This is a genomic window from Sorangium sp. So ce295, assembly GCF_051527405.1.
Lineage (GTDB): Bacteria > Myxococcota_A > Polyangia > Polyangiales > Polyangiaceae > Sorangium > Sorangium cellulosum_B.
Genome location: NZ_CP150324.1, coordinates 12,386,409 through 12,407,163, shown reverse-complemented (window position 1 = coordinate 12,407,163; position 20,755 = coordinate 12,386,409). Strand labels below are relative to the sequence as shown.

At 75.4% G+C, this 20,755-nt stretch carries 12 protein-coding genes; 7 read left to right on the top strand and 5 right to left on the bottom strand.

Translation table 11 applies throughout. From position 1 onward, the window contains the following. Positions 1–17: 17 nt before the first annotated feature. Together WMF11_RS46915 and WMF11_RS46910 are read right to left on the bottom strand one after the other, a co-directional pair. Positions 18–728 (bottom strand): hypothetical protein, encoded by a 711-nt coding sequence (locus WMF11_RS46915; protein WP_437975378.1) that lies wholly within the window; start codon positions 726–728, stop codon positions 18–20. Between the two features lie 50 nt (positions 729–778). After that, positions 779–3,592, bottom strand: a complete 2,814-nt coding sequence (locus WMF11_RS46910; protein ID WP_437975377.1) for a DUF4388 domain-containing protein — start codon at positions 3,590–3,592, stop codon at positions 779–781. Positions 3,593–3,906: 314 nt separating this feature from the next. Here WMF11_RS46910 and WMF11_RS46905 point away from each other — a divergent pair, with 314 nt between their 5' ends. From WMF11_RS46905 to WMF11_RS46875, 7 genes are all read left to right on the top strand, one after another. Beyond that, the gene (locus WMF11_RS46905) at positions 3,907–4,113 is read left to right on the top strand and encodes a hypothetical protein (protein ID WP_437905562.1); all 207 of its coding nucleotides are present in this window, start codon (positions 3,907–3,909) and stop codon (positions 4,111–4,113) included. Positions 4,114–4,179: 66 nt separating this feature from the next. Then, positions 4,180–4,860: a sterol desaturase family protein gene (locus tag WMF11_RS46900; RefSeq protein WP_437975376.1), complete on the top strand. Its 681-nt coding sequence runs from the start codon at positions 4,180–4,182 to the stop codon at positions 4,858–4,860. A 120-nt stretch (positions 4,861–4,980) separates the two neighbouring features. Further along, complete coding sequence (locus WMF11_RS46895) at positions 4,981–6,210, top strand: hypothetical protein (RefSeq protein ID WP_437975375.1); 1,230 nt, start codon at positions 4,981–4,983, stop codon at positions 6,208–6,210. A 255-nt stretch (positions 6,211–6,465) separates the two neighbouring features. Further along, positions 6,466–8,142: an ATP-binding protein gene (locus WMF11_RS46890; protein ID WP_437975374.1), complete on the top strand. Its 1,677-nt coding sequence runs from the start codon at positions 6,466–6,468 to the stop codon at positions 8,140–8,142. Continuing rightward, positions 8,139–9,308, top strand: a complete 1,170-nt coding sequence (locus WMF11_RS46885; RefSeq protein ID WP_437905558.1) for a response regulator — start codon at positions 8,139–8,141, stop codon at positions 9,306–9,308. The genes WMF11_RS46890 and WMF11_RS46885 overlap by 4 nt, the downstream gene beginning before the upstream one ends. Before the next feature lie 187 nt (positions 9,309–9,495). Continuing rightward, entirely contained in the window at positions 9,496–10,524 is a 1,029-nt protein-coding gene (locus WMF11_RS46880; protein WP_437975373.1) for a hypothetical protein, read from the top strand. 252 nt (positions 10,525–10,776) lie between these two features. Continuing rightward, entirely contained in the window at positions 10,777–11,442 is a 666-nt protein-coding gene (locus tag WMF11_RS46875; protein WP_437905556.1) for a superoxide dismutase family protein, read from the top strand. Between the two features lie 135 nt (positions 11,443–11,577). Here WMF11_RS46875 and WMF11_RS46870 read toward each other — a convergent pair whose 3' ends face one another. The 3 genes from WMF11_RS46870 to WMF11_RS46860 all read right to left on the bottom strand — a co-directional run bounded on the left by WMF11_RS46870 (position 11,578) and on the right by WMF11_RS46860 (position 20,679). Further along, positions 11,578–13,317 carry a protein kinase domain-containing protein gene (locus WMF11_RS46870; protein WP_437975372.1) on the bottom strand — a complete coding sequence of 580 codons (1,740 nt, stop codon included), beginning with the start codon at positions 13,315–13,317 and terminating at the stop codon, positions 11,578–11,580. 242 nt (positions 13,318–13,559) lie between these two features. After that, positions 13,560–16,937 (bottom strand): protein kinase domain-containing protein, encoded by a 3,378-nt coding sequence (locus WMF11_RS46865; RefSeq protein WP_437975371.1) that lies wholly within the window; start codon positions 16,935–16,937, stop codon positions 13,560–13,562. Between the two features lie 67 nt (positions 16,938–17,004). Then, positions 17,005–20,679: an FIST N-terminal domain-containing protein gene (locus WMF11_RS46860; protein ID WP_437905553.1), complete on the bottom strand. Its 3,675-nt coding sequence runs from the start codon at positions 20,677–20,679 to the stop codon at positions 17,005–17,007. Positions 20,680–20,755: the final 76 nt, after the last annotated feature.

Genomic DNA, 20,755 nt, shown 5'->3' with positions numbered 1-20,755 from the left:
CAAGGGGCGGACCTCTCTCAGTGCGCGGCGGAGCGCTCGTGCCGCCGCGTGACGACCGCGATGGCGACGGCGAGCAGCGCGGCGAGCAGGAACCCCCCGCCGAACGCGAGGCCGATGATCCAGGGCTGCATCGCCCTCCCCAGGCCGTCCGCGAAGCCCGTGGCGGCGGCGCGGCTCGCGCGCTCGATCGCGGCGCTCGAGCAGCCCGGGTCGCCGGCGGGGCACCCGGCGAGCTGCTCCATGAGCTCTGCCGTCCCCTCGCGCGCCGCGGCCCTCGCCGCGGCGCCCGTGCCCTGCTCGACGAGCGTGACGAGCGCCCGGTCGTGCTGGAGGGCGCCCTCGACCACGGCGCTGCTGACCGCCTCGCTCGTCTGCGCGATGACCGGCTCCAGGCCCTCGGCCTGCCGCCCGATCTCCGCCGCGCCGGCCCGGACCGCGTCGTGGACGATGGCCCCCACGAGCGGCCTCTCGCGCGCGCCCTCGGCCGGCCTCTCGGCCGATCTTCCGGCGGACTCGGTCCGGTCCTGCGCGCTGCGATCGAGCGCCTCGAGCGTGCCGTGGGTCGCCTCCTTCGCCGCCTCGCGGACGCACCCCGGGGCGAGCGCGAGGGCGGCGATCAGCGCCGCCGCGGCCGATCGACCGGAGCGCGTCGGCCCGCCCGCGCGCGGCGCCGCCGGCGCCGCCGGTCCGGGAGAGAGCGAGCATTGCACAGCCGCGCCGGCCTTCATCAACCGTGCCCGCCGCGCGCCGTACGGAGCGCGCGCCGCCCCGGTCCCCGCTACGGCGGCCCCGCCTCGATCGCCCGCCGGTACCGCTCGCGCCTGTGCGGCTCGCGCAGGATCTCGTAGGCCTCGTCGAGCACCTCGATGACGAGCCGCACGTCGTCGAGCAGGTCCACGGTCGCGGCGGTGAGCAGGGTGGACGGCTCGAAGGCCTTCCTCAGCGCGAGGTACGCGCGGCGGATCTCGTAGTTCGTCGCGTCGCGCGGGATGCCGAGGATCGAGAAATAGTCCCCGTCCTCCACCAGCGCGAGCCGCGCCCGGACGCGCTGCCGGATCGCCTCCTCGTCGAGCGGATCCTCCACCGGCGGGGGCGGCGCCTCGGTGATCGACGGCGGGATGAGGACGTCGAGCACCTCCAGGCACACGAGCGCGTAGAGCACGCTCGCGTTCTCGGGCTCCGCCACGCTCACGAGCTCGCCGACGCTGCGCCCGCGCGCGGTGCGCACGAGCTCCTCCTCCTCGCGCCGCAGCGCGCACTCGCCGAGCAGGTTGCGCCGGACGCCGTCGTCGAGGCGCGCCCCCGGGCCGCCGAGGCGGCGCAGGGCGACCTCCGGGGCGATCACGCGGCGGATCGTCTCGACGAAGACCTCGGCGCCGGTGGCGCCGCCGAAGACGTTCGGCTCCGCCTTGAGGCGGCCCGGCGGCTCGGGCTCGAGGTCGCACGTGCCGGCCTCGACGAGCACGACGTGGCCGATGACCCACTCGGCGTGCGCGCGCAGCACCGGCCAGAGGTCGTCCTGGCCGAGGTGGCCGTGCGCGATGAGCGCCGCGCCGGCGTGCCGGCCCGAGGCGGGGAGCTTGCCCGCGAGCCGCGCCGCGACCTCGCGCTCGAGGTCGCCGCGCCCGACCAGGAAGGCGAGCAGCGTCTCCTCGGGGATGCTCGAGCCGGCGGTGACGAGATCGCCCTCGTGCAGGACGATGCGCCGCGCGCCCTCCTCGGTCGTGATCGCGAGGGCGCCGGAGGAGCGGCTGCCCACCGCGCGGGCCAGCGCGCGCGGCGCGTCGCCCGGGCCGAGCACCGTGGCCGAGGACGCCCCGCCGGAGCTCGGCGCCTCGTCGATCGGCTCAGGCGCCATGGCGCGGCCGAGCCCGGCCGCGGTGACCGTGGCGGGCGCGGGCGGCACCAGCGGCAGCGCGGGCGGCACCAGCGGCAGCGCAGGCGGCGCAGGCCCACGCAGGGACGCGCCGGAGATGGCCATGGACGGCGGAGCTGGCAGGTGCCCGCGGCCGAACGCGGCCGTGCTCGGCCCAGCAGACGGGCTCGGCGCCAGGAGGCCGCGCCCGAGCGAGCCGGCGCCCGCGCTCGCGGGGACGGGCCCGCCAGGAGGCGCCAGGGCGCGCCCCGCCGGGGCGGAGCGGGCCGGGGACGGCTCGGGCTCCGCCCTTCCGACCGGCGACAGCAGCGCGGTCTTCACCTCGACCGAGGGAGGCGACACGAACGCGACGCCCGGAGACGGCGGCGACGGAAAGCCAGGAGCGCGGGCGTCGCGGGCATCGCGCGACCGGGGCGGCGGCTCGGTGATGCGCTGGCGCAAGCTCGGCTCGATGCGGCCCGACGGAGCGCGCGCCCAGTCGACGTCCTCGCCGCCGCGCGAAGGGCCGGCGCGGTCCCACGCGGGCTCCTCTCGCGGCGCGGGCGATGGCGAGGGCGACCGATCCCACGCGGGCTCGGGGCGCGGCGGCGGCGACGCGAAGGCGTAGGGCCGGCCCGCGTCGCGCGGGGTCGGCGGCGCGGCGTCGCGGCCGCCGCTCCGGCGCGCGGGACCGCCGTGATCGCGCTCCTCCCTGCCGTACGGGTGCGCCTCCCTGTCGAGCGAGAGCGCCGCGAGCTCGGGGCCCGCGCGCTTCGTCGCGTGCGCCCCGTCGAACGCGGGCTCGGCGTCGCGGTCGTCCTCGTGCTCGTCGCCCGGCTCCGCGAGCTCGACGAGGGAGTCGCCGGGCCCCGTGTGCTCGGCGCGGGTGGCCGCCGGCTGCAGCGCGGGCGCGACGCCGTACGGGCCGTCGCTCGTCCTCGACTGCGAGGGCGATCCGGCGGGCGCCTGCGCGACGGCCGCGCTCGCGCCGGTCCGCGGCTCGTCGTCCTCCGGATCGAGGGGCTCGTCGAGGGCGGAGAGCAGCTCCGACGACAGCATCAGGTCGACCTCCTCCTCGGCCGCCGGGATGCTCGAGGGGTGCGCCTTCGCCGTGACCCGCTGCTCGGCGGCGACGAGGATCTCCTCGAGCTCCGGGCTGATCCGCGCCGGCAGGAGGCGCGGACCGACCTCGTCGCCGTCCTCCTCCGGGGGCGGCAGCACCGAGCCGACGTCGAGCGGATCGAGATCGCTCGAGAAGTCGGGGTTCGACGGGACGTCGTGGTCGAGCGGCCCCGGCAGGCCCGCCGCGAGGCGCGCCTCGACGGCGTGCTCCCCGCGGTACCGCCCGGGCTCGGCGACCGCGCTCACGTGCGCGGCGAGCTCGGCGGTGTCGACCGGGCGCTCGAACACCTGCCCGAACAGCTGGGGATCGAGCTCCGCCGAGCGGACCGGATCCCCCACGAGGAGCACGGACGCGGCGACGCCGCCCGGCCGCAGGTAGAGGCGCTCGAGCGCCTCGATCGCGCCGGGCTCGTCGATGTCGACGATCACGACGCGCGGCGCGTCGCTCGCGAGGCGCGCGTCGAGCTCGGCGATCGGCGCCGCGATCACCTCGAAGCCCCGGCCCCGCAGCGCCGCGCCGATCGCCTCCCCGTCCGCCGACGCGTCGGCCAGCAGGATGGCGCCTTCGCGCGGGCGCGCCTGCACTGCTTCGTAGTCGTCGCGGGGCTCGGACACGGCGGTCATCTTGTGGCGGCGGCCCGGCGGAGCAGCGCCCAGGGGCCCGCATCGACTGGACTCTCGACGGTCGTCGGCGGGCTGTCAAACGCGATCGCGGCTTGCTTGCGTTCCCGTTGCGTTCCCGCCGCGCAGCGCAGCTCCCTCCACGACCGCCCCGCCTGCGCGGCGAGGTCTCCACCGCTGCCGCGCTGGGAGCGCCCGGCCGACATCACCTCCGCGAGCGCGAGGCCGGCGCCGCCGCGTCGCCGCGCTCACGTACGGCGACGCGGCGGCGCCCCCCGCTGTGGGCGCCGCGTGGTAGACGTCGACGCATGGTGCTCGGCGCTTCCCACAACGAGATCGCCCTGACGGCCTTCCTGCTCCTCGTCGTGCTGCTCGCCGCGAAGATCGGCCGCATCGGCGAGGCCATCGGCGGGCTGTTCGAGCGGGAAGCGCCCGCGACGGACGGCGGCGCGCCCGCGGACGGCGCGGAACAGGCGGAGCAGGCGGAACAGCAGGCAGAACGCCAGGAAAGCTGAGCGCGCCCCCTCGCCGGCGGCCTCGCCCGCGCTTGCGTTCTGTTTTTTTAGAATTCATAGTTTTCGATGGTCGTGAACGAGCCGGCGCGGCTGCGGGCGCGGCGGCGCGAGGAGATCGCGGCGCGGATCCCGCGCGGGTACCGCCCGGCGCTCCACCTCGCGGCGCCCACGCTGCTCGGCGCGCTCGTGCTGGCGGCGGCGGTGCGCCTCCTCGACGCCGTCGATGCCGTCGAGCTCCTCGCGGTGCCGGCGACGCTGCTGCTCGGCTTCGCCTTCGAGTGGTGGGCGCACAGGTCGGTGCTGCACCGGCGGGCGCCGCTGCTCGGCGCGCTGTGCGAGCGGCACGAGCGCGAGCACCACCTCGCCTTCACCGCCGACGACATGGCGCTGCGGAGCGCGCGCGAGCTCTGGCTGGTGCTGACGCCGCCCGCCTCGGCGCTCCTGGTCCTCGCCTTGCTGCTGCCCCTCGCCGCGGCGGCGGGCGCCCTGCTCTCGCCGGACGCGGCGCTGCTCGGGCTCGCGACGGCGATGGTGTTCTTCGTCAGCTACGAGTGGCTGCACCTCGCGTATCACCTGCCGGCGGACAGCCCGGTGTACCGGATCCCGGGGCTCGCGCGGCTCCGCGAGCACCACCGCAGGCACCATGATCCCCGGCTCATGAAGCGCTGGAATTTCAACGTGACCGTGCCCGTGTTCGATCTCGTCCGCGGGACGCGCTGGTCGCCGCCGCCGCGCAAGGGCGCGTAGCCGCGGCGCGGGGGCGCGCAGCCGCCACGCACGGGCGCGCCCTGGCGCAGCGCCGTCCTCCGCCCCGCCGAGGCGCGGGCGCCGGGGCGTCCGCCGCGGCCGTGTGCTAACGGGTCGCGCGTGCAGCCGCGGACCAGAGACGGCCTCGTCCTCCTGCTCGTCGGGGTCCTGCTCGGCGGCGGCGTCGCCTGGCTCCTCGGCCGCGGGCGGGAGAGCCCCCCCGCCGCCGCGCCGCGCGCGCTCGACGCCGTACCCGCGGGCGCGATGCTCGTCGCGACGCTCGATCTCCCGGCGCTGCGCGCCTCTCCCGCGTTCGCCTCGTTCCTGCGCGAGGAGCGCGAGATCCCGGGGCTCGGCAAGGTGCGCGACGTGTGCGGCTTCGACCCGGTGGCCGCGTTGACCGAGGTCGCGATCGCCATCCCGGCGGCGGGCGAGGGCGGCGACTTCGGGCTGGTCGCGGCCGGCGCCGTGCAGGACGAGGCGCTGCTCGCGTGCGCCTCCAAGGTCATCGAGGCCCGCGGCGGGCGGCCGGTCGTCTCCGGGATCGGCAGCTTCCGCGCGGTGCGGGACTCGAGCGCCGAGGGCCACGGCGAGATCGCCGTGCGCCCCGGGGGGCCGATCCTGCTCGGCGGGGGCGCGTACCTGCGCGCCATGATCGACACCGCCGAAGGCCGCGCCGGGAACGTCGGCGCGAGCGCCGCGCACGACGACATCGCCCGCGCCGTGGGCGAGGGGGCGGCGCGCGTCACGGTGGTGCTCACGCCCGAGCAGCGCGCCGAGATCGGGCGCGAGCTCGCGCTGAGCGGCTCCGGCCGATCGCCCGCGGCGTCCCTGCTCTCCGGCGGCGCCAGCGTCGCGCTCGGCCCGGAGATCGCCGTCCACGCCGCCGTCCTCTGCGACGCGGAGGCCCCCTGCGCCGCGCTCGGCGCGGAGCTGCGCGCGGCGCGAGACACGCGCGCGGCGGACTTCGCGACGCGGCTCATCGGCTTCGGCGCCGTGCTCGAGCGCATCGCGATCGCGGCCGAGGGCAAGGCGCTCCACGCGCGCGTCAAGCTGTCGGCCGAGGAGGCCGGCGTCCTCGTCGATCGGCTCGCCTCGCTGCGCGGCCTCCGCCAGCCCGCGCTCCCGCCCAGGCGGCCGCCCGCCCAGGCAGACAGCGATGCGCCGCCGCACGCAGGTGCCAGCGCGCCGCCGGCGCGCGGAGACGCCGCCGCGCCGCCGCGCGGAGACGCCGCCCCGCCGCCGCGCGGAGACGCAGGCGTGCCGCCGCGCGGAGCCGCCGCCCCGCCGCCGACGGATGAGGTTGTCACCCCCCCGCAGCGAGCGAAGCCGGACGGCGGCGCGCCATGACGCGTGAACCCGCGCTGGGGAGCAGCGCGTGGACGCGCTGGGGAGAACCGACCGCCGCGTCGCGCTGCCGCGGCGCGGCTCCGTCGATTCCGTGGTCTGCCTGACGAGCGCGCCGCTCCATCGCCAAAAGCCGCGCGGCGCGCCCGATCGGGCCCCCACGGGCTGCCCCGAACTCCTGTAACCTGATCGGTGCCTTCCGACGGGATCGGCGCTCCGGTCTTTCCCGCCGCGCAGGAGGCGGGTGGGGCACATCGAATGCAGGTCGTCGGGATCTCCGCCTCCGTGGTCGTCGGGACCCTCCTTCTGGTCGCCCTCTGGGCGCTCCGCCGGCGGCTCCACGCGCGCGAGCTCGAGCTCGAGCGGAAGGCGGAGGAGCTCGCGGCCAGCCGCGCCTCTTCGCTGCGGCTCGGCGAGGAGCTCGCCGAGGCGCGGCGGGCCGAGGAGGAGGCGCGCAGGGCGAGGGACGAGGCCATGACCGCGAGCCGGTCGAAGAGCGCGTTCCTCGCCAACATGAGCCACGAGCTCAGGACCCCGCTCAACTCGATCCTCGGCTTCGCGCAGCTCGTGGAGCGCGACCCCTCGCTCGCCGACCGGCACCGCGAGAACCTCGCGGTCATCTGCAAGAGCGGCGAGCACCTGCTCGGCCTGGTCAACGACATCCTCGAGATGGCGAAGATCGAGGCCGGCCGCATGACGCTCGTCGACGCCGAGTTCGACCTCCACGACACGCTCTCGGGGCTCTCGGAGATGTTCGCTGTCGAGGCCCAGAAGCGGGGCCTCACGCTCACGGTCGAGCGGGAGCAGGACGTTCCGCGGCACGTCAGCGGCGATGAAGGGAAGCTGCGGCAGGTGCTGATCAACCTGCTCGGCAACGCGCTGAAGTTCACGCCGCGCGGGTCGGTCACGCTGCGCGCCTCGGCGCGGCGCGCGACAGGCGTGCGTGAGGGCGGCGCGCACGACGGCGCGGCGGCGGGGCGGGTGCGGGTGTCGTTCGAGGTGACGGACACCGGCCGGGGCATGGCCAAGGCGGAGCTCGCGCAGCTCTTCGAGGCGTTCGCGCAGACCGCGACCGGGCGCCAGTCGCGCGAGGGCACGGGCCTCGGCCTGCACATCAGCCGGCGCATCGTGCGGCTGATGGGGGGCGACATCCGGGTGGAGAGCCAGGTCGGCCGCGGGACGACGCTCCGCTTCGACGTGCGCCTGTCGCTGGCCGACGCGCCCGACGCGCGCGCCGGCGGCGCGACGCGCCATCCGGCGGCGCTCCGGGCCGTGGGGCTCTCGCCGGGCCAGCCGAGGTACCGCGTGCTCGTCGTCGACGACCGGTGGGACGTGCGCCACTGCCTGCTCAAGCTGCTCGACTCGGTGGGCGTCGAGGCGCGCAGCGCGACGAACGGGCTCGGCGCCGTGGCGCAGTGGGAGACGTGGGCGCCGCACCTCGTCCTGCTCGACCTCCGCATGCCGCTGCTCGACGGCTACGAGGCGGCGAGCCGCATCAAGGCGAGCGCGCGGGGGCACGAGACGGTCGTCGTGGCGATGACCGCGAGCGCGTTCGAGCAGAACCGGGCGCTCGCGGCGGAGGCGGGGTGCGACGACTTCGTGAGCAAGCCGTTCCGCGACGCGGACATCCTCGGCCTCCTGACCAAGCACCTCGGGGCCCGCTTCGAGTACGAGGAGCGCGCCGCCGAGCCCGGCGCTGCCCAGGGGGCGCCTGTCGTCGACCTCGCCCGGGCGGCGGCCGGGCTGCCCGCCGCGCTCCGCAAGGACCTCCGGCGGGCGGCGACGCGGCTCGACGCGAAGGCCGTCCAGGCGACGCTCGATCGGTTCCGGCCGGAGGACGCGGATCTCGCGGGGGCTGTGGCCGAGCTCGCGCGGGGGTATCGCTTCGACAGCATCTTGGCGCTATCGAGCGCCGACGAGGAGGAGCCGTCATGACGGACACCGACGCAAAGCCAGCCCCGCGCGGGGCGGCCCCGGGCGCGCGGCCGGAGCGCCCCAGGGAAGAGCCCCCGAGCATCCTGATCGTGGACGACATGCCGGCGAACCTGTCGCTCCTGACCTCGATGTTGACGGCGCAGGGCTACGAGGTGCGGGCGGCGATCAGCGGCGCCATGGCGCTGATGTCGGCGGCGGCGGCGCCTCCGGACCTCATCCTGCTCGACGTGAGCATGCCCCACATGGACGGCTACGAGGTGTGCCGCCGGCTCAAGGGGGATCCCGGGACGGCGGACATCCCCGTCATCTTCCTGAGCGCGATGACGGGCATCGGCGACAAGGTGATGGCGTTCGACGCGGGCGGCGTCGATTACGTCACGAAGCCGTTCGAGCTGCGCGAGGTGCTCGCCAGGGTGGGGACGCAGCTGCTCTTGCACCGGCAGCGCCGGGAGCTCGAGCGGCAGCGGAGGGAGCTCGAGGAGCGCTACGCGCAGGTGCGCCAGATGCAGGCGGCGCTGCGCGGTTACCTGTCCGACCGGGCGTGGGAGAGCATCGAGGAGAGCGTGTCGTCGAACCGGCCGAGCCCGCCGGCGCGCGAGGTGCTGACGGTGCTGGTCAGCGACATCGAGGAGTTCGTGCGGCTCTCGGAGAGCGAGGATCCCGGGCCGCTGATCGCGGATCTCAGCCTCTACATGGCCACGGTGGCGCAGATCGTCTACGACCACGCGGGCGAGGTCGACAAGTACGTTGGCGACGGCATGCTCGCGTTCTTCCGGGGCGCGAGTGACGCGCTCGCGGCGGCGCAGCGGATGCAGCAGAGCATCGCGGCCTTCAACGAACACCAGCGCTCCCAGGGCCGGCCCGCCTTCCCGACGCGGCTCGGGCTCTCGACAGGGCCCGTCCTTTTGGCGAGCATCGGGTCGAGCGGCAGGCGGGAGTTCACCATCATCGGCGATCGCGTGAACACAGCGTTTCGGATTCAGGCGCAGGCGAAGGCCGGCGGCCTGCTGATGGATGAGGCGACGTTCACCGCGGCCGGGAGCCCTGGAGAAGCGATGCCCGCGCTGGTGCGGATCCGGGGAAAGCAGGGAGAGGAGAGGCTCTATGCGATCTCGCCGGAGGCGATGCTCTCGGGCGCGGAGGGGAGCGGGGCGGACGGCGGTTGATCGCTCACGCTCGCTCCCGGCCCGATAGGCTGGCTGTTCAAGGCTGCTCCCTGGCATTTTCGTGTTGCCCCGCACCGCCGGGGCCATTCGAGTTCCAGCGCCTGGATCGTGCGATCTGCCGAAAACGTTCGTTCTTGAATCACGCGATGTCCTCGTGCAATAGTCGCCGCGGAGGATGGAAACGAACATGAATCTTCGAATTAGCGTTACTTTGCTTGGCCTGCTCGCGACCTTTGCGGCGGGCGCGGTTGCGTGCTCGGATGACGACGGTGGCACGACGTCGGCATCGTCCTCGACCAGCGGCTCGGGCGGCGGCGCCGCCAGCAGCGGCGCGACCGGCGGCGGCGGCGCCGGCGAGGGCGGCGGCGCCACCAGCAGCGGCGCGACCGGCGGCGGCGGCGCCGGCGAGGGCGGCGGGACGGGCGGCGGCCCGGCCTGTGAGGCGCTGCTCTGCGACGACTTCGAGTCGTACGAGGGCGAGGGCGCGAACGGCGAGAAGATGGGCGCGTGGACGGTCTACACGGCCATGGCGGGCTCCACCGTGTCGGTCGACACGACGAAGCATTACAGCGGCGCCAAGTCCATCAAGGTGACCACGCCCGCGAGCACCGGAGACAACAACTACAAGTCGGCCATGATCAAGTTCGCGGACACCGACGCCCTGCCCACCGACGCGAACGTCATCCATGGTCGCATGATGTTCTTCCTCGAGGCTGCGCCGACGGGGGATGTGCACTGGACGATCATCGACGGTTCAGGGACCATCCCTGGCAGCGATTTCGAGGGAATGCCCTACGCGGCACAGTATCGCTACGGCGGGCAGCACCCGGTCACGGCGGGCAGCCAGCTCATGGCGAACTACGATACGCCCGGGTACTGGAGCGACCCGAAGACCGGCCCGCAGACGGACTGCTGGCACCACGCGGAGGAGACGACGGTGGTCCCGACCGGCGCGTGGACCTGCGTCGAGTTCAGCTTCGACGGGCCGAAGAACGAGATGCGCTTCTGGCTCAATGGCGCGGAGCTGGCCGATCTCAAGGTGTCCGGGACGGGCCAGGGCTGCGCCAACAACGAGACGAACTACACGTGGAAGGCGCCGGCGTTCGACAGCATCGGCCTCGGCTGGGAGTCCTATCAGGCGGATTCCGCCCGCTCGATGTGGATCGATGACGTCGTGATCGGCACCGCGCCCATCGGCTGCCCGCCCGCGCAGTGAGCGCGCGCCGCTGAGCTCGGCGAGGCGCGGAGGCGGACTCCGCGCCTCGTTGATCTCTGTCCAGGGGTCGGGCGCTCGCTGCCCGCGGCGCCGGGGCCGGCGGGAGCCGGGTTGGCCGCGGCACCGTGGGCAGCGCGCGCCTCGAGCCGGCGCACCTGAAGAATGTCGGGTTCGCCGATTGATCGCTCGCCAGGACCGCTCTACGAGACGGCGGAGGTCCAACGCCTCACGAACCTGGAGGTCTCCGCTGTGATGAAACCGGCCTATCGTCTCTCGCTGCTTGCCTCGTTCGTCCTGGGCGCCACCGCTTGTGGCGGCGCGCCCGAGCCGGCCCCTGCGGTCCCCGACGTCCCCGCCCAGCCGCAGCCTGCGCCGGAGCCGCCCGCGGCCGCGCCGCCCGAGGCCAGCCCGCCGGCGGGCGCCGCGGCGCCGGAGGCCGCTGCGCCGCCGGCCGCGCCGCCTGCGCCGCCGGTGAGCGTCTCGGTGCCCATCGAGGCGCGGACCAAGTCGAAGCTCAAGGGCACCGCGACCTTCACCGAGGTCGAGGGCGGCGTGAAGGTCGCCGTCCAGGTCTCGGGCGCTCCCAAGGGCAAGATCGCCGTCCACGTGCACGAGACCGGCGATTGCAGCGCGCCGGACGCGAAGAGCGCGGGCGCGCACTACAACCCCGACAACCACCCGCACGGCCTCCCCGACGCCGCGGCCCGCCACCTCGGCGATCTCGGCAATATCGAGGTCAAGGCCGATGGGACCGGCACCCATGAGATCATCGCCACGGGCGCGAATCTCAAGCAGGGCGCTCCGAACACCTTCCTCGGCCGCGCCATCATCGTCCACGAGAAGGCGGATGACGGCGGCCAGCCCGCCGGCAACGCCGGTGGCCGCATCGGCTGCGGCGTCATCTCGCAGGGCAAGTGACGCGCGCGCGGCGCGGCCCGCCGCTCCGCGCTCACGACATGTCGACTCCACCTCACCGCCTGTCCCGAGAGGGCCTCTTTTCGAACGCCCGCAACGCCCGCAGCGCCCGCAGGGCGGGAGTCTCCCTCTCCGGTGTCACCGGGGCGGAGCGCTGACCGGAACGCCCTTCCCCCCCGGGGGCCCGGAAGCGCTGGAGCCCGGCGGCCGCTCCTCGGGCCGCGTTCCGCTGGCCAGCAGCGCGACGACGATCGCCGCCGCCACCGCCGCCAGGACGAAGCCCGCCCTGAAGGGCGAGCGCAGCCGCCGGAGCGTGTCCGCGAGCGTCGTCTCGTCGGCGTCCTCCTCGACGCGCGCCCTCTCCGGAGCTGGGCCGGCCGCGCCGAGCCCGACACGGCCGGCTTCCACCCGGGGCTGCGGCCGGTCCGAGCCGGCCGCAGCCTCGCTCCCCTCCGCAGGGCGGGCCTCCGCCCGGACACCCGCGTGGCCCGGGACCGCGACGGCCTCGCTCCGCTCCGCCGGATCCGCCTCCGCAGGGGCGCGCGGGCGGCCCGAGACCGTCGCCGCCTCGCTCCGCTCCGCAGGGCTGGCCTCCGCCCGGGCGCGGGGGCGCTCCGAGACCGTGACGGCCTCGCTCCGCTCCGCCGGATCCGCCTCCGCGGGGGCGCGCGGGCGGTCCGAGACCGTCGCCGCCTCGCTCCGCTCCACCAGGTCGGTCTCCGCCCGGACGCGCGAGCGGTCCGAGACCGTGATGGTCTCGCTCCGCTCCGCCGGATCCGCCTCCTCGGGAGAAGCGTGGAACACGGGAGGTGGCAGCTCCGGGCGAAGCTCGATCGCCATTCCGCCGGCGGATGGGGCGGAGCCCGTGGTGGTGGGGATCGAGCCGCGCTCCCCCGCGTCGACGCCGTCCACGCCGGGGCGCACCCCGGACAGCGAGTCGCGCACGCCCCCGCGCAGCATGCGCTGGATGCGGTCGACGAGCGGCTGCGCCGCGGGCGGCGCGAACGGGCGGAGCGCCAGCGTGAGCTCCGCCAGGTCGGGCCAGCGCTTGTCGCGATCCCGCTCGAGGCACCGCATGATGATCGGATCGATGTCCGGCGAGAGCCCGCGGACGACCTTCGACGGCAGCTGCGGCACGAACTTGCCCCCGAGCACGAGCGAGACTGTCTGGACGGAGCGCGCGTGCATGGGATACCGGCCGGTGAGCAGCACGTAGAGGAGCGACCCGACCGCCCAGATGTCCGCGCGCGCGTCGACGTCGCGCTGCCCGCGCATCTGCTCGGGGGGCATGTAGTGGGGCGTCCCCAGCATCTGGCCCGTGCTCGTCCGCATCTCGGCGACGCCGAGGAGCGCCGCCTGCGACACCTTGGAGACCCCGAAGTCGAGCACCTTGATGCACGGCGTCCCCTCGCGCGTATGCGTCAGGAAGAGGTTGGCCGGCTTCACGTCGCGGTGCACGAGCCCGAGCGCGTGCGCCTCCGCGAGCGCGTCGCACGCCTGGAGGACGTAGAGCGTCGCCTCCTCCACCGGCAGCGGGCCCCGCTGCTTGCGGATGACCCGGAGATCGCGGCCGTCGAGGAACTCCATCACCATGTACGGCAGCCCGCTCTCGAGCCGCCCGACGTCGTGCACCTTGACCGCGTGCTCGCTCCTGAGCCGCGACGCGATCCGCGCCTCCTGCAGGAAGCGCCCGCACATCTCCGGATCGGCCGCGGTGGCCGGCAGCAGCACCTTGATCGCCCGGAGCTCGTCGAGATCGACGTGGGTCGCGGCGACGACGGCGCCCATCGCGCCCTTGTCGAGCAGCCGGTCCACGCGGTACTTGCCGGCGATCAGGGTCCCGACCTCCAGCCCTTCGATCTCTTCCAGGCCGCGCATGTTCGAAACCTCCGACCGAGAGCGCCGCGCCGCGGCAGCCAGCATAGCGCAGCCGATCGCCGGCCGGACAGCCGATGCCGAGGAAGCGACGCGCATCTGACCCTCTGCGCCCTCTGCGCCCTCTGCGCCCTCGGCCGGCCGGCGCGACGTTCGCGCGCCGGCGCCGCGTGATGTCGCGGACGCCCTCACGCGCGCCGCGGCGCTCGCGGGGAGCGCGCCACGACGGCGCGGCCCGCCCTGGCTCAGCCTCCTTCCCGCGCCCCGCTCGGCCTCTTGATCGCGATCGTCCGCCGCGCGCCGCCCGCCTCGAGCGTGAGCTCGAGGGTGGCGCCCTCCTGGGCGCTCGGCAGCGCATGACGCATCGCTTCAAAGCTGACGAGCGGCCGGCCGTTGATCGCGACCACCGCGTCGCCGACGCGGACGCCCGCGGCCGCGGCGGGGCCGCGGTCTTCCACGGCGACCACGACGGCGTCTCCGCTCGTCTTCAGCGCGCCTTCGAGCAGCGGGAAGAGGGGGGCCACGGTCAGCCCGAGCGCGCTGACCGTCCTCCGGTAGCTCTGCACGGCGGCGTCGAAGCTCTCCTTGCGCATGCGGTAGCGCGCGACGGCCGCCACCGCGCCGTCGCGCTCCTGGAAGCGCGCGTCGACGCGCTCGGGCGTGGCGAACGCGCCGACCTGCTTCAGGTAGCGGCTCGCCTCGGCCTCCGCCATGCCGGCGCGGCGCGCGCCGCCGCCGTGCGCCTGGATGAAGCCGTACGCCTGCGACCCCGCGAGCGCCGGCACGACGTTGCTCGCGAGCCGGGAGATCGCGTCGGCGCGCGCGACCGCGAGCGCCGCCTCTCGGCTGGGGCCCGAGCCCTCGCCGACCACGAAGATCGCGTCGCCCTCGGCGGTGAACGGCCGGTCCATCCAGGGAGGGCTCTCCTCGGCCGGCGGCGCCGCCCGCCACCCCGAGCTCGGCGCGGGCGGCGGGTCCGCCCCGGCGGCGGTGCGCGGGCGTCCCCGGCTCTGGTAGGCGAAGGCCACGGCGAGGACGAGCAGCGCTCCCGCCGCGAACGCCGCGAGCACCCCGCGCGAGCTGGAGCCGCCGGCCGCCGAGACGGCCGTGGCCGGCGGAGACGCCCCCGCCGGCGCCGCTGCGCCCGCGGGCGCCGCTGCCCCTGCGCCCGCCCCCGCCAGCGCCGCTGCGCCTGCGGGCGCCGCCGCCAGCGCCGCTGCGCCTGCGGGCGCCGCTGCCCCTGCGCCCGCCCCCGCCGTCGTCACGTGCCCCCCCGCGGCAGAGCGCTTCGTCGCCGGCTCGGGCGCTCCGGCGAGCGTGGGCGCCGGCTCCGGCGCGGCGCCGAGGCGCTTCAGCGCCGGCCGGAGCCACGGGAACGCGAGCGGCGCGTTGCACCGCTTGCACGGCACGTACGGCTCCCGGTCCTCGCGGGCGGCGTGCGCGGCCTCCTTCACGTCGAGCAGCGTCTGCCGGGGCGCGTTGCACCGCTCGCAGGTGCCCTCGACGATCGCCGAGACCACCTCCGCTCGCAGCGGGGGGCTCTCGGCGGCGAGGTGCTCGAGCAGCACCACGGGACAGCCCTCGATCTGGATCGACGTCACCTCGCCGCCCAGCGCGCGGAGCGACAGCGCGAGCGCCCTCGCGCCCTCGGACGTCACCCCCGCCGCGCCCGCGAGATCGAGCACCAGCGCCCCCTCGATCCCGTCGAGCGCGCGCTTCCACCGGACGTGCGCGTCGAGCTTGCAGCGCACGCGGATGCGCGTCCCGCGCTCGTCGACCGTCTTCTCGATCGCCTCGTGGGTCCCCGCGTCGAGCCGCGCGAGCTCGTCGAGCGCGGCCCGCACGTCCTCCGGCAGATCGATCCCCGCGTGGATCGCCGCGAACGCGAAGTAGCTCTCGGCGTCGTCGTCGAACACCGCCGCCGCGCCGCAGCGCGGGCAGGGGCTCGCGGGCGGCTCGTGCGTCCTGACGAGGTGCGCGTCCCTGTCGCAGTCGAACAGCCGATCGAAGGCGGCGCCGCAGCGCTCGCACCGGTACGGGCCGTAGAACGACACGACGCGCCCGTCCCCGAAGAAGCGGCGGATCATGCTGATCTGGTTCACGATCGGCTCGGTGCAGCGGCCGATGTAGATCTCGGACGCGCTCCGCGACACCTCGGCCAGCATCGCCATCCACTCGCGCACGCCGAACGACGTGACCCGCTGCACCCCGCCCAGATCGAAGAGCACGCGGCCGGAGATGCCGCGCGCGACCGCGAGGCCCTGGAGCTCCTCGGTCATCCGCCCCGACAGCGAGACGATCAGCAGGCTGCCCAGCCTCCGCTTGGTCACCGTGAGGGCCCGCGGCCCGGGCCCGTGCGCCCCCTCCGCGCCTTCCACGCCGGGGCCGGCGTCCGCGAGCGACAGCGCGGGGAGCCTCCTGGAGCGCGGCGGCGTGTCCAGATCCCCCGCGGCGTCGGGCCGCGACGCCGCGAAGAGCGGCGCGGACAGCTTCGTGGCGACCGCGCCGGGGCGGCCGGTCTCGGCGGCCTGCGGCGCCGCGCCCACGGCGTCGAGCGCGCCCGCGAAGGAGTCCTCGTTCTGGTTCGCCTCCTGCTTCTGGACGATGTGCGATTCGAGGTCCGCCCCCGAGGCGAGCGAGCCCCGCCACACCTCCACGCGCTGGCCGAACAGCTCCGACATGAACGACGACAGGGCGAGCGCCGAGGTGGCGAGCCGCTCCTCCCGGGCGAACGCCTCGAGGTCGATCTGGAGATCCCTCGCTGTCGCGTACCGCTTCTCCCGATCCCGCTCCAGGCACTTGAGCAGGATGCGCTCCAGCCCCGGCGGGTAGTCGGCGCAGACCTCGCTCGGCGGCAGCACGGGGTCCTCCACGATCGCCCGCATCAGCTCGAACTCGGTGGCGCCGCGCCGGAACATCCGGCTCCCCGTCGACATCTCGTAGAGCAGCAGGCCGACCGAGTAGATGTCGCTCCGGCGATCGAGGTGCTCGCTCGTGCACTGCTCGGGCGACATGTACGGGACCTTGCCCTTGAGCGCGCCGTCGCGCGTCTCGTTGACGCGGTTCGCCGCCTTCGCGATCCCGAAGTCGAGGATCTTCACGGCCCCGTCGTAGGTGACGATCACGTTGTGCGGCGACACGTCGCGGTGGACGATGTCGAGCGGCTTGCCGTCGAAGCCGACCTTCTCGTGCGCGTAGTGGAGCCCGGCCGCGACGCCCGCCGCGATGGTGATCGCGTGCTCGATCGGCATCCGCCGGTTCGCCGACCGGAGCGCCTTCCGGACGGTCCTGAGATCCTCGCCGTGGAGGTACTCCATCGCGATGACCGGCACGCCGTCGACGTCCTCGATGTCGTACATCTGGACGAGGTTCGGGTGGTCGAGGGTGGCGGCGATGCGCGCCTCGTCGAGGAACATCCGCACGAACTCGGGGCTGTCGACGAGGTGCGGGAGGATGCGCTTGACCACGCAGATCTTCCTCACGCCCGAAATGCCCGCGACGGAGGCCACCCAGATCTCGGCCATGCCGCCCATGCCGATCTTCTTGATCAGGCTGTACCTGCCGAGCGTGGTGGGGTGGCGCGAGCCGACGCTCATGGGGCCGGCGGCGTGGCGCTCGGTCATTCGACCGCCTCCATCGCGCGGGCCGGCGGCGTCACTTCTCCAGGAGCGCGGCGGGCGGTCATGGTGCTCATCGAGGGCCTTCGGCCTGGGATTTCGCGAAGCTCACGCTGCGGCGCTCACCGCGCGACTCGATCTGGAGGGTCATCGTACCACCGGCCGGCGCGCGCGCCCACGCGTCTGCCGCGGCCTTCCCGAAGATCTCGACCGAATGGACGGGGCGATCGTTGACCGAGAGCACGACGTCCCCCGCGACGACCCCTGGATCCGCGCCGCGCCGCGGGCGCTCCGCCGCGACGACGACGAGCTCGCCGGAGGTGCGTACCCGCGCCTCGAGCTGCGGGAAGAAGCGCGCCACGGTGAGCCCCTGGAACGTGGCGGTCTGGCGGTAGAGCTCCGCGGCCGCGTCGAAGCTCTGCCGGGACAGCCTGTACCGCGCGAAGGCGAGCACGCCGTCGCCTTCCCGCCGCACGACGGCGTCCACGCGCTCGGGCGTCGCGAACGCGCCGGCCTGCGCGAGGAAGCGCCCGGCGATGCGCTCGACGACCTCCGCGCGCTGCGCCGCCCCGGCATCGGCCGGCGGCTGCGCGACGAGGAGCTCGGCCGCGGGAGAGCCCGCGAGCTCGGCGGCGAGGCCGGACGTGAGGCGCTCGATCGCGCCGTTGCGCGCCGCCGCGAGCGCGCCCGACTCGCTGGCCGCGGGGCCGCCGCGCCCGACGACGAGCACGCTCTCGCCCTCGATCACGAACGGCCGCTCCACCCACGCGGGCGGGAGGTCGTCCATGACCGACCAGCCCGCCGTACCGGGGCCGCTCGCGGGCGGCCCCGGCGCGCGCGCCTCGCCCGCGGGTGCTGCCGAGGCCGCAGGGGCCGAGGCCGCTGGCGCCGCCGAGGCCGCGGGCGCTGCCGAAGCAGCGGGCGCCGAGGCCGCTGGCGCCGCGGCGGGGCCGACGCCGCCGCGCCACACCGCGAAGCCGGCGGCCGCGAGCGCCACCCCGCCGAGCAGCGCGAGGAACGCCGCGTTGCCGCCCGCGCCGCGCTGCTGCGGCGCTGCGGCGCCCGCGCCGTGCTGCTGCGCCTCGGGCGCCGCGGCCGGCTGCTGCTGCGAGATCGCCGCAGGCAGGGCGGGCGGCGGCGGGACCGAGGGGACGCGCGCCGCGTGGGCGCCGAGGACGTAGAGCAGCGAGCGAGAGCCGTCGAAGGCGAGCGGCGTGTTGCAGCGCTTGCAGGTGACGCTCGGGTCCTGGCCGCCGCGGAGCAGGGGGGCGTGCCGATCGACCTCGACGAGCACCGCCCGGGTCGCGCTGCAGGACGCGCAGCGGCCCTCGATGACCGCGGACTCGATCCGCGCGAGCTCGGGCCACGAGGGGCCCGCCGTGCGCTCGGCGAGCAGCCGGGGACAGCCCTCGATGCGGATCGCCTCGACGGCGCCGTCGAGCTTTCGGAGCGCCGACTCGAAGCGCGCCGCGCCGTCGGCGGTGACGGAGGGGACGTTGCTCAGGTCGAAGACGACCTGGCCCTCGAGGCCGTCGATGATGCGGCTCCAGCGGATCGTCGCGGTCAGCTTGCTGCCCACCTTGAAGCGGGTGACGCGCCCCTCGACGGACTTCTCCACCACGTCGCCGACGGCGGGCTCGTCGGCCCGCTCGAGCTCGAGGAGGATCTCGCGCACCTCCTTCGGGATCGCGCCGACGCCGTGCTGGGCGACGAACCCGAAATACGTCTCCGCGTCGTCGTCGAAGGCGCCGGCGCCTTCGCAGCGGGGGCACACCGCGTCGGGCGGCTTGCCCTCGGCGAGCGAGGCCGCGTCGTGGGCGCAGTCGACGAGGCGCTCGAACTGGGCGCCGCACGACTCGCAGCAGTACGGGGCATAGAACGAGACGACCCGCCCGTTGCCGGCGAACCGCCGGATCATGCTGAGCTGGTTGATGACCGGCTCGGAGCAGCGCGCGAGGTAGAGGGCGCGGAGGCGCGGCTGGGCCGCGTGGATCATCTGGAGCCACTCGCGGACGCCGAACGACGTGATCCGCTCGACGCCGGCGAGGTCGAGCAGGACCTTGCCCTCGAGCTCCCGCGCGAGCGCCGCCCCCTTGAACGCCTCGGTCATGCGCCCGGCGAGCCGGACGACGAGCACGTCGCCGATCGTGCGCCGATCGAACGCGAGGCTGTCGAGGCGGCCGGCGGCGCCGGCGGGCGGCACGCTCCGCGTCGGCGCGGCGCGGTGCGCCCAGGCGGCGGGCGGCGGCCGGTCCACGGTGGTGGGGCTGTGCCCCGACGAGACCGGCCCCGAGGCGGGCTCGGCGCTGTGCGGGCGCGACGCCCTGCGGCCGTTCGGCGGCGGCACGCGGATGGTCGGCCGCGGCTCCTCGCCCTCCGGCCCCGGGGACAGCGGCGACGGCCCGGGCGTCGCGCCCGACGCCGACGCCGGCGCGTCGAAGGCGGTCTCGGACGTGAAGGTCGAGTCCGACGCGATCTCGAGCTCCTCGAACTCCGCCATCCCGCCGGCCGGCTGCGCGACGACGCGCGCCGCCACGGCCGGCGCCCGCTTCGCGGCGCGCGGCCTTCGCTCCCGCGGGCCTTCGCTCCTGGCGAGCGGCGTGGGCGCCTCGGAGAGGACGGTGAGGGTCATGGTCTGGTTGTGCAGGTCGCAGTGGCCGGTCGCGTACGGCGAGATCTCCCCGTACGAGTAGAACCCTGTCACCTGCGTGCCCTTCGGCAGCACGTCCGCCACCGCCTCGACCTCTTCCTCGGTCCGGTCGCCCAGCACGATCCGGCGCCCCACGCAGCTGATCGCGATCGCCAGCGCGCTGTCCCCGCCCGCCCTTCCCGCCTCGCTCGCCGCCCTCGCCGCCTGCTCCGCGCCCCCGATCAGCCGCTCGAAGTCCGCCTTCATCAGCTGCACCAGGTGCCCTCTCGGCACGTCCCCCGCGAACGTCAGCGACTGCGCGTCGTGGTCCACCGCCAGCACCGTCCGCACGAGCGCCTTCTCGTCCTGCGCCGTCGCGCGCAACGCCAGCGGGAACAGGAGCGCCGACGCCGGCAGCTCCGCCGCCTTGTCCCCGAGGTACTCCTTGTACAGCGAGAGCGCCGGGCGGCCGTCGACCTCGTAGAGCACGTTGCCCTCCGAGCGGGTCACCACGCGCTCCGGCCCGAACTTGTCCCAGCCCCCCTTCGACCCGTGCTGGATCACCACGTGGTCGCCGTACAGCCCCACGGCGGCCACGAGCCCGCTGCGCACCACGTCCCCCGCGCACACCCACGTCCGCTTGAACTGCGTCCCGTCCCCGGACAGGCCCCCGGTCACCACCACCGACTCCGGCAGCACCGCGTTCAGCCCGCGCACGAGCTGGCTGCCGTTCACCCCGAGCCCCTCCGACAGCACGAGCACCCCGCGCAGCCCCGGCCGCTCCAGCTTGCGCGCCAGCGCCTGCCCCGCGGCGAACGACGCGGACGCGCTCGCCACCTCCACCTGCGCCGTCGCCAGCGTCGTCCGCTCGAACCGCGCCACCGCCACCGTCAGCGTCCCGTCGCGCACCGACGTGCCCGCGATCTCCCCCGCGCTCGAGCACCCCACCACGTGCGACCGCGGGTACGCCCGCCGCAGCTCGCGGATCGCCCCGGGGTCGTCGAGCAGCTCCGGCGCCCCGAACGCCAGCACCAGCGTCCGCTCGCTGTCGAGCACCGGCAGCACCCGCACGGACCACTTCTTGGTGTCCCGATCGTAGTGGAAGGTCTCGAGGATCATGGAGCTCCGCGCTCTCAGGCTACAGCACGCGGGCGACGGCGGGCGCCGGGACGTGACGGGGCAGGCGCCATGATGC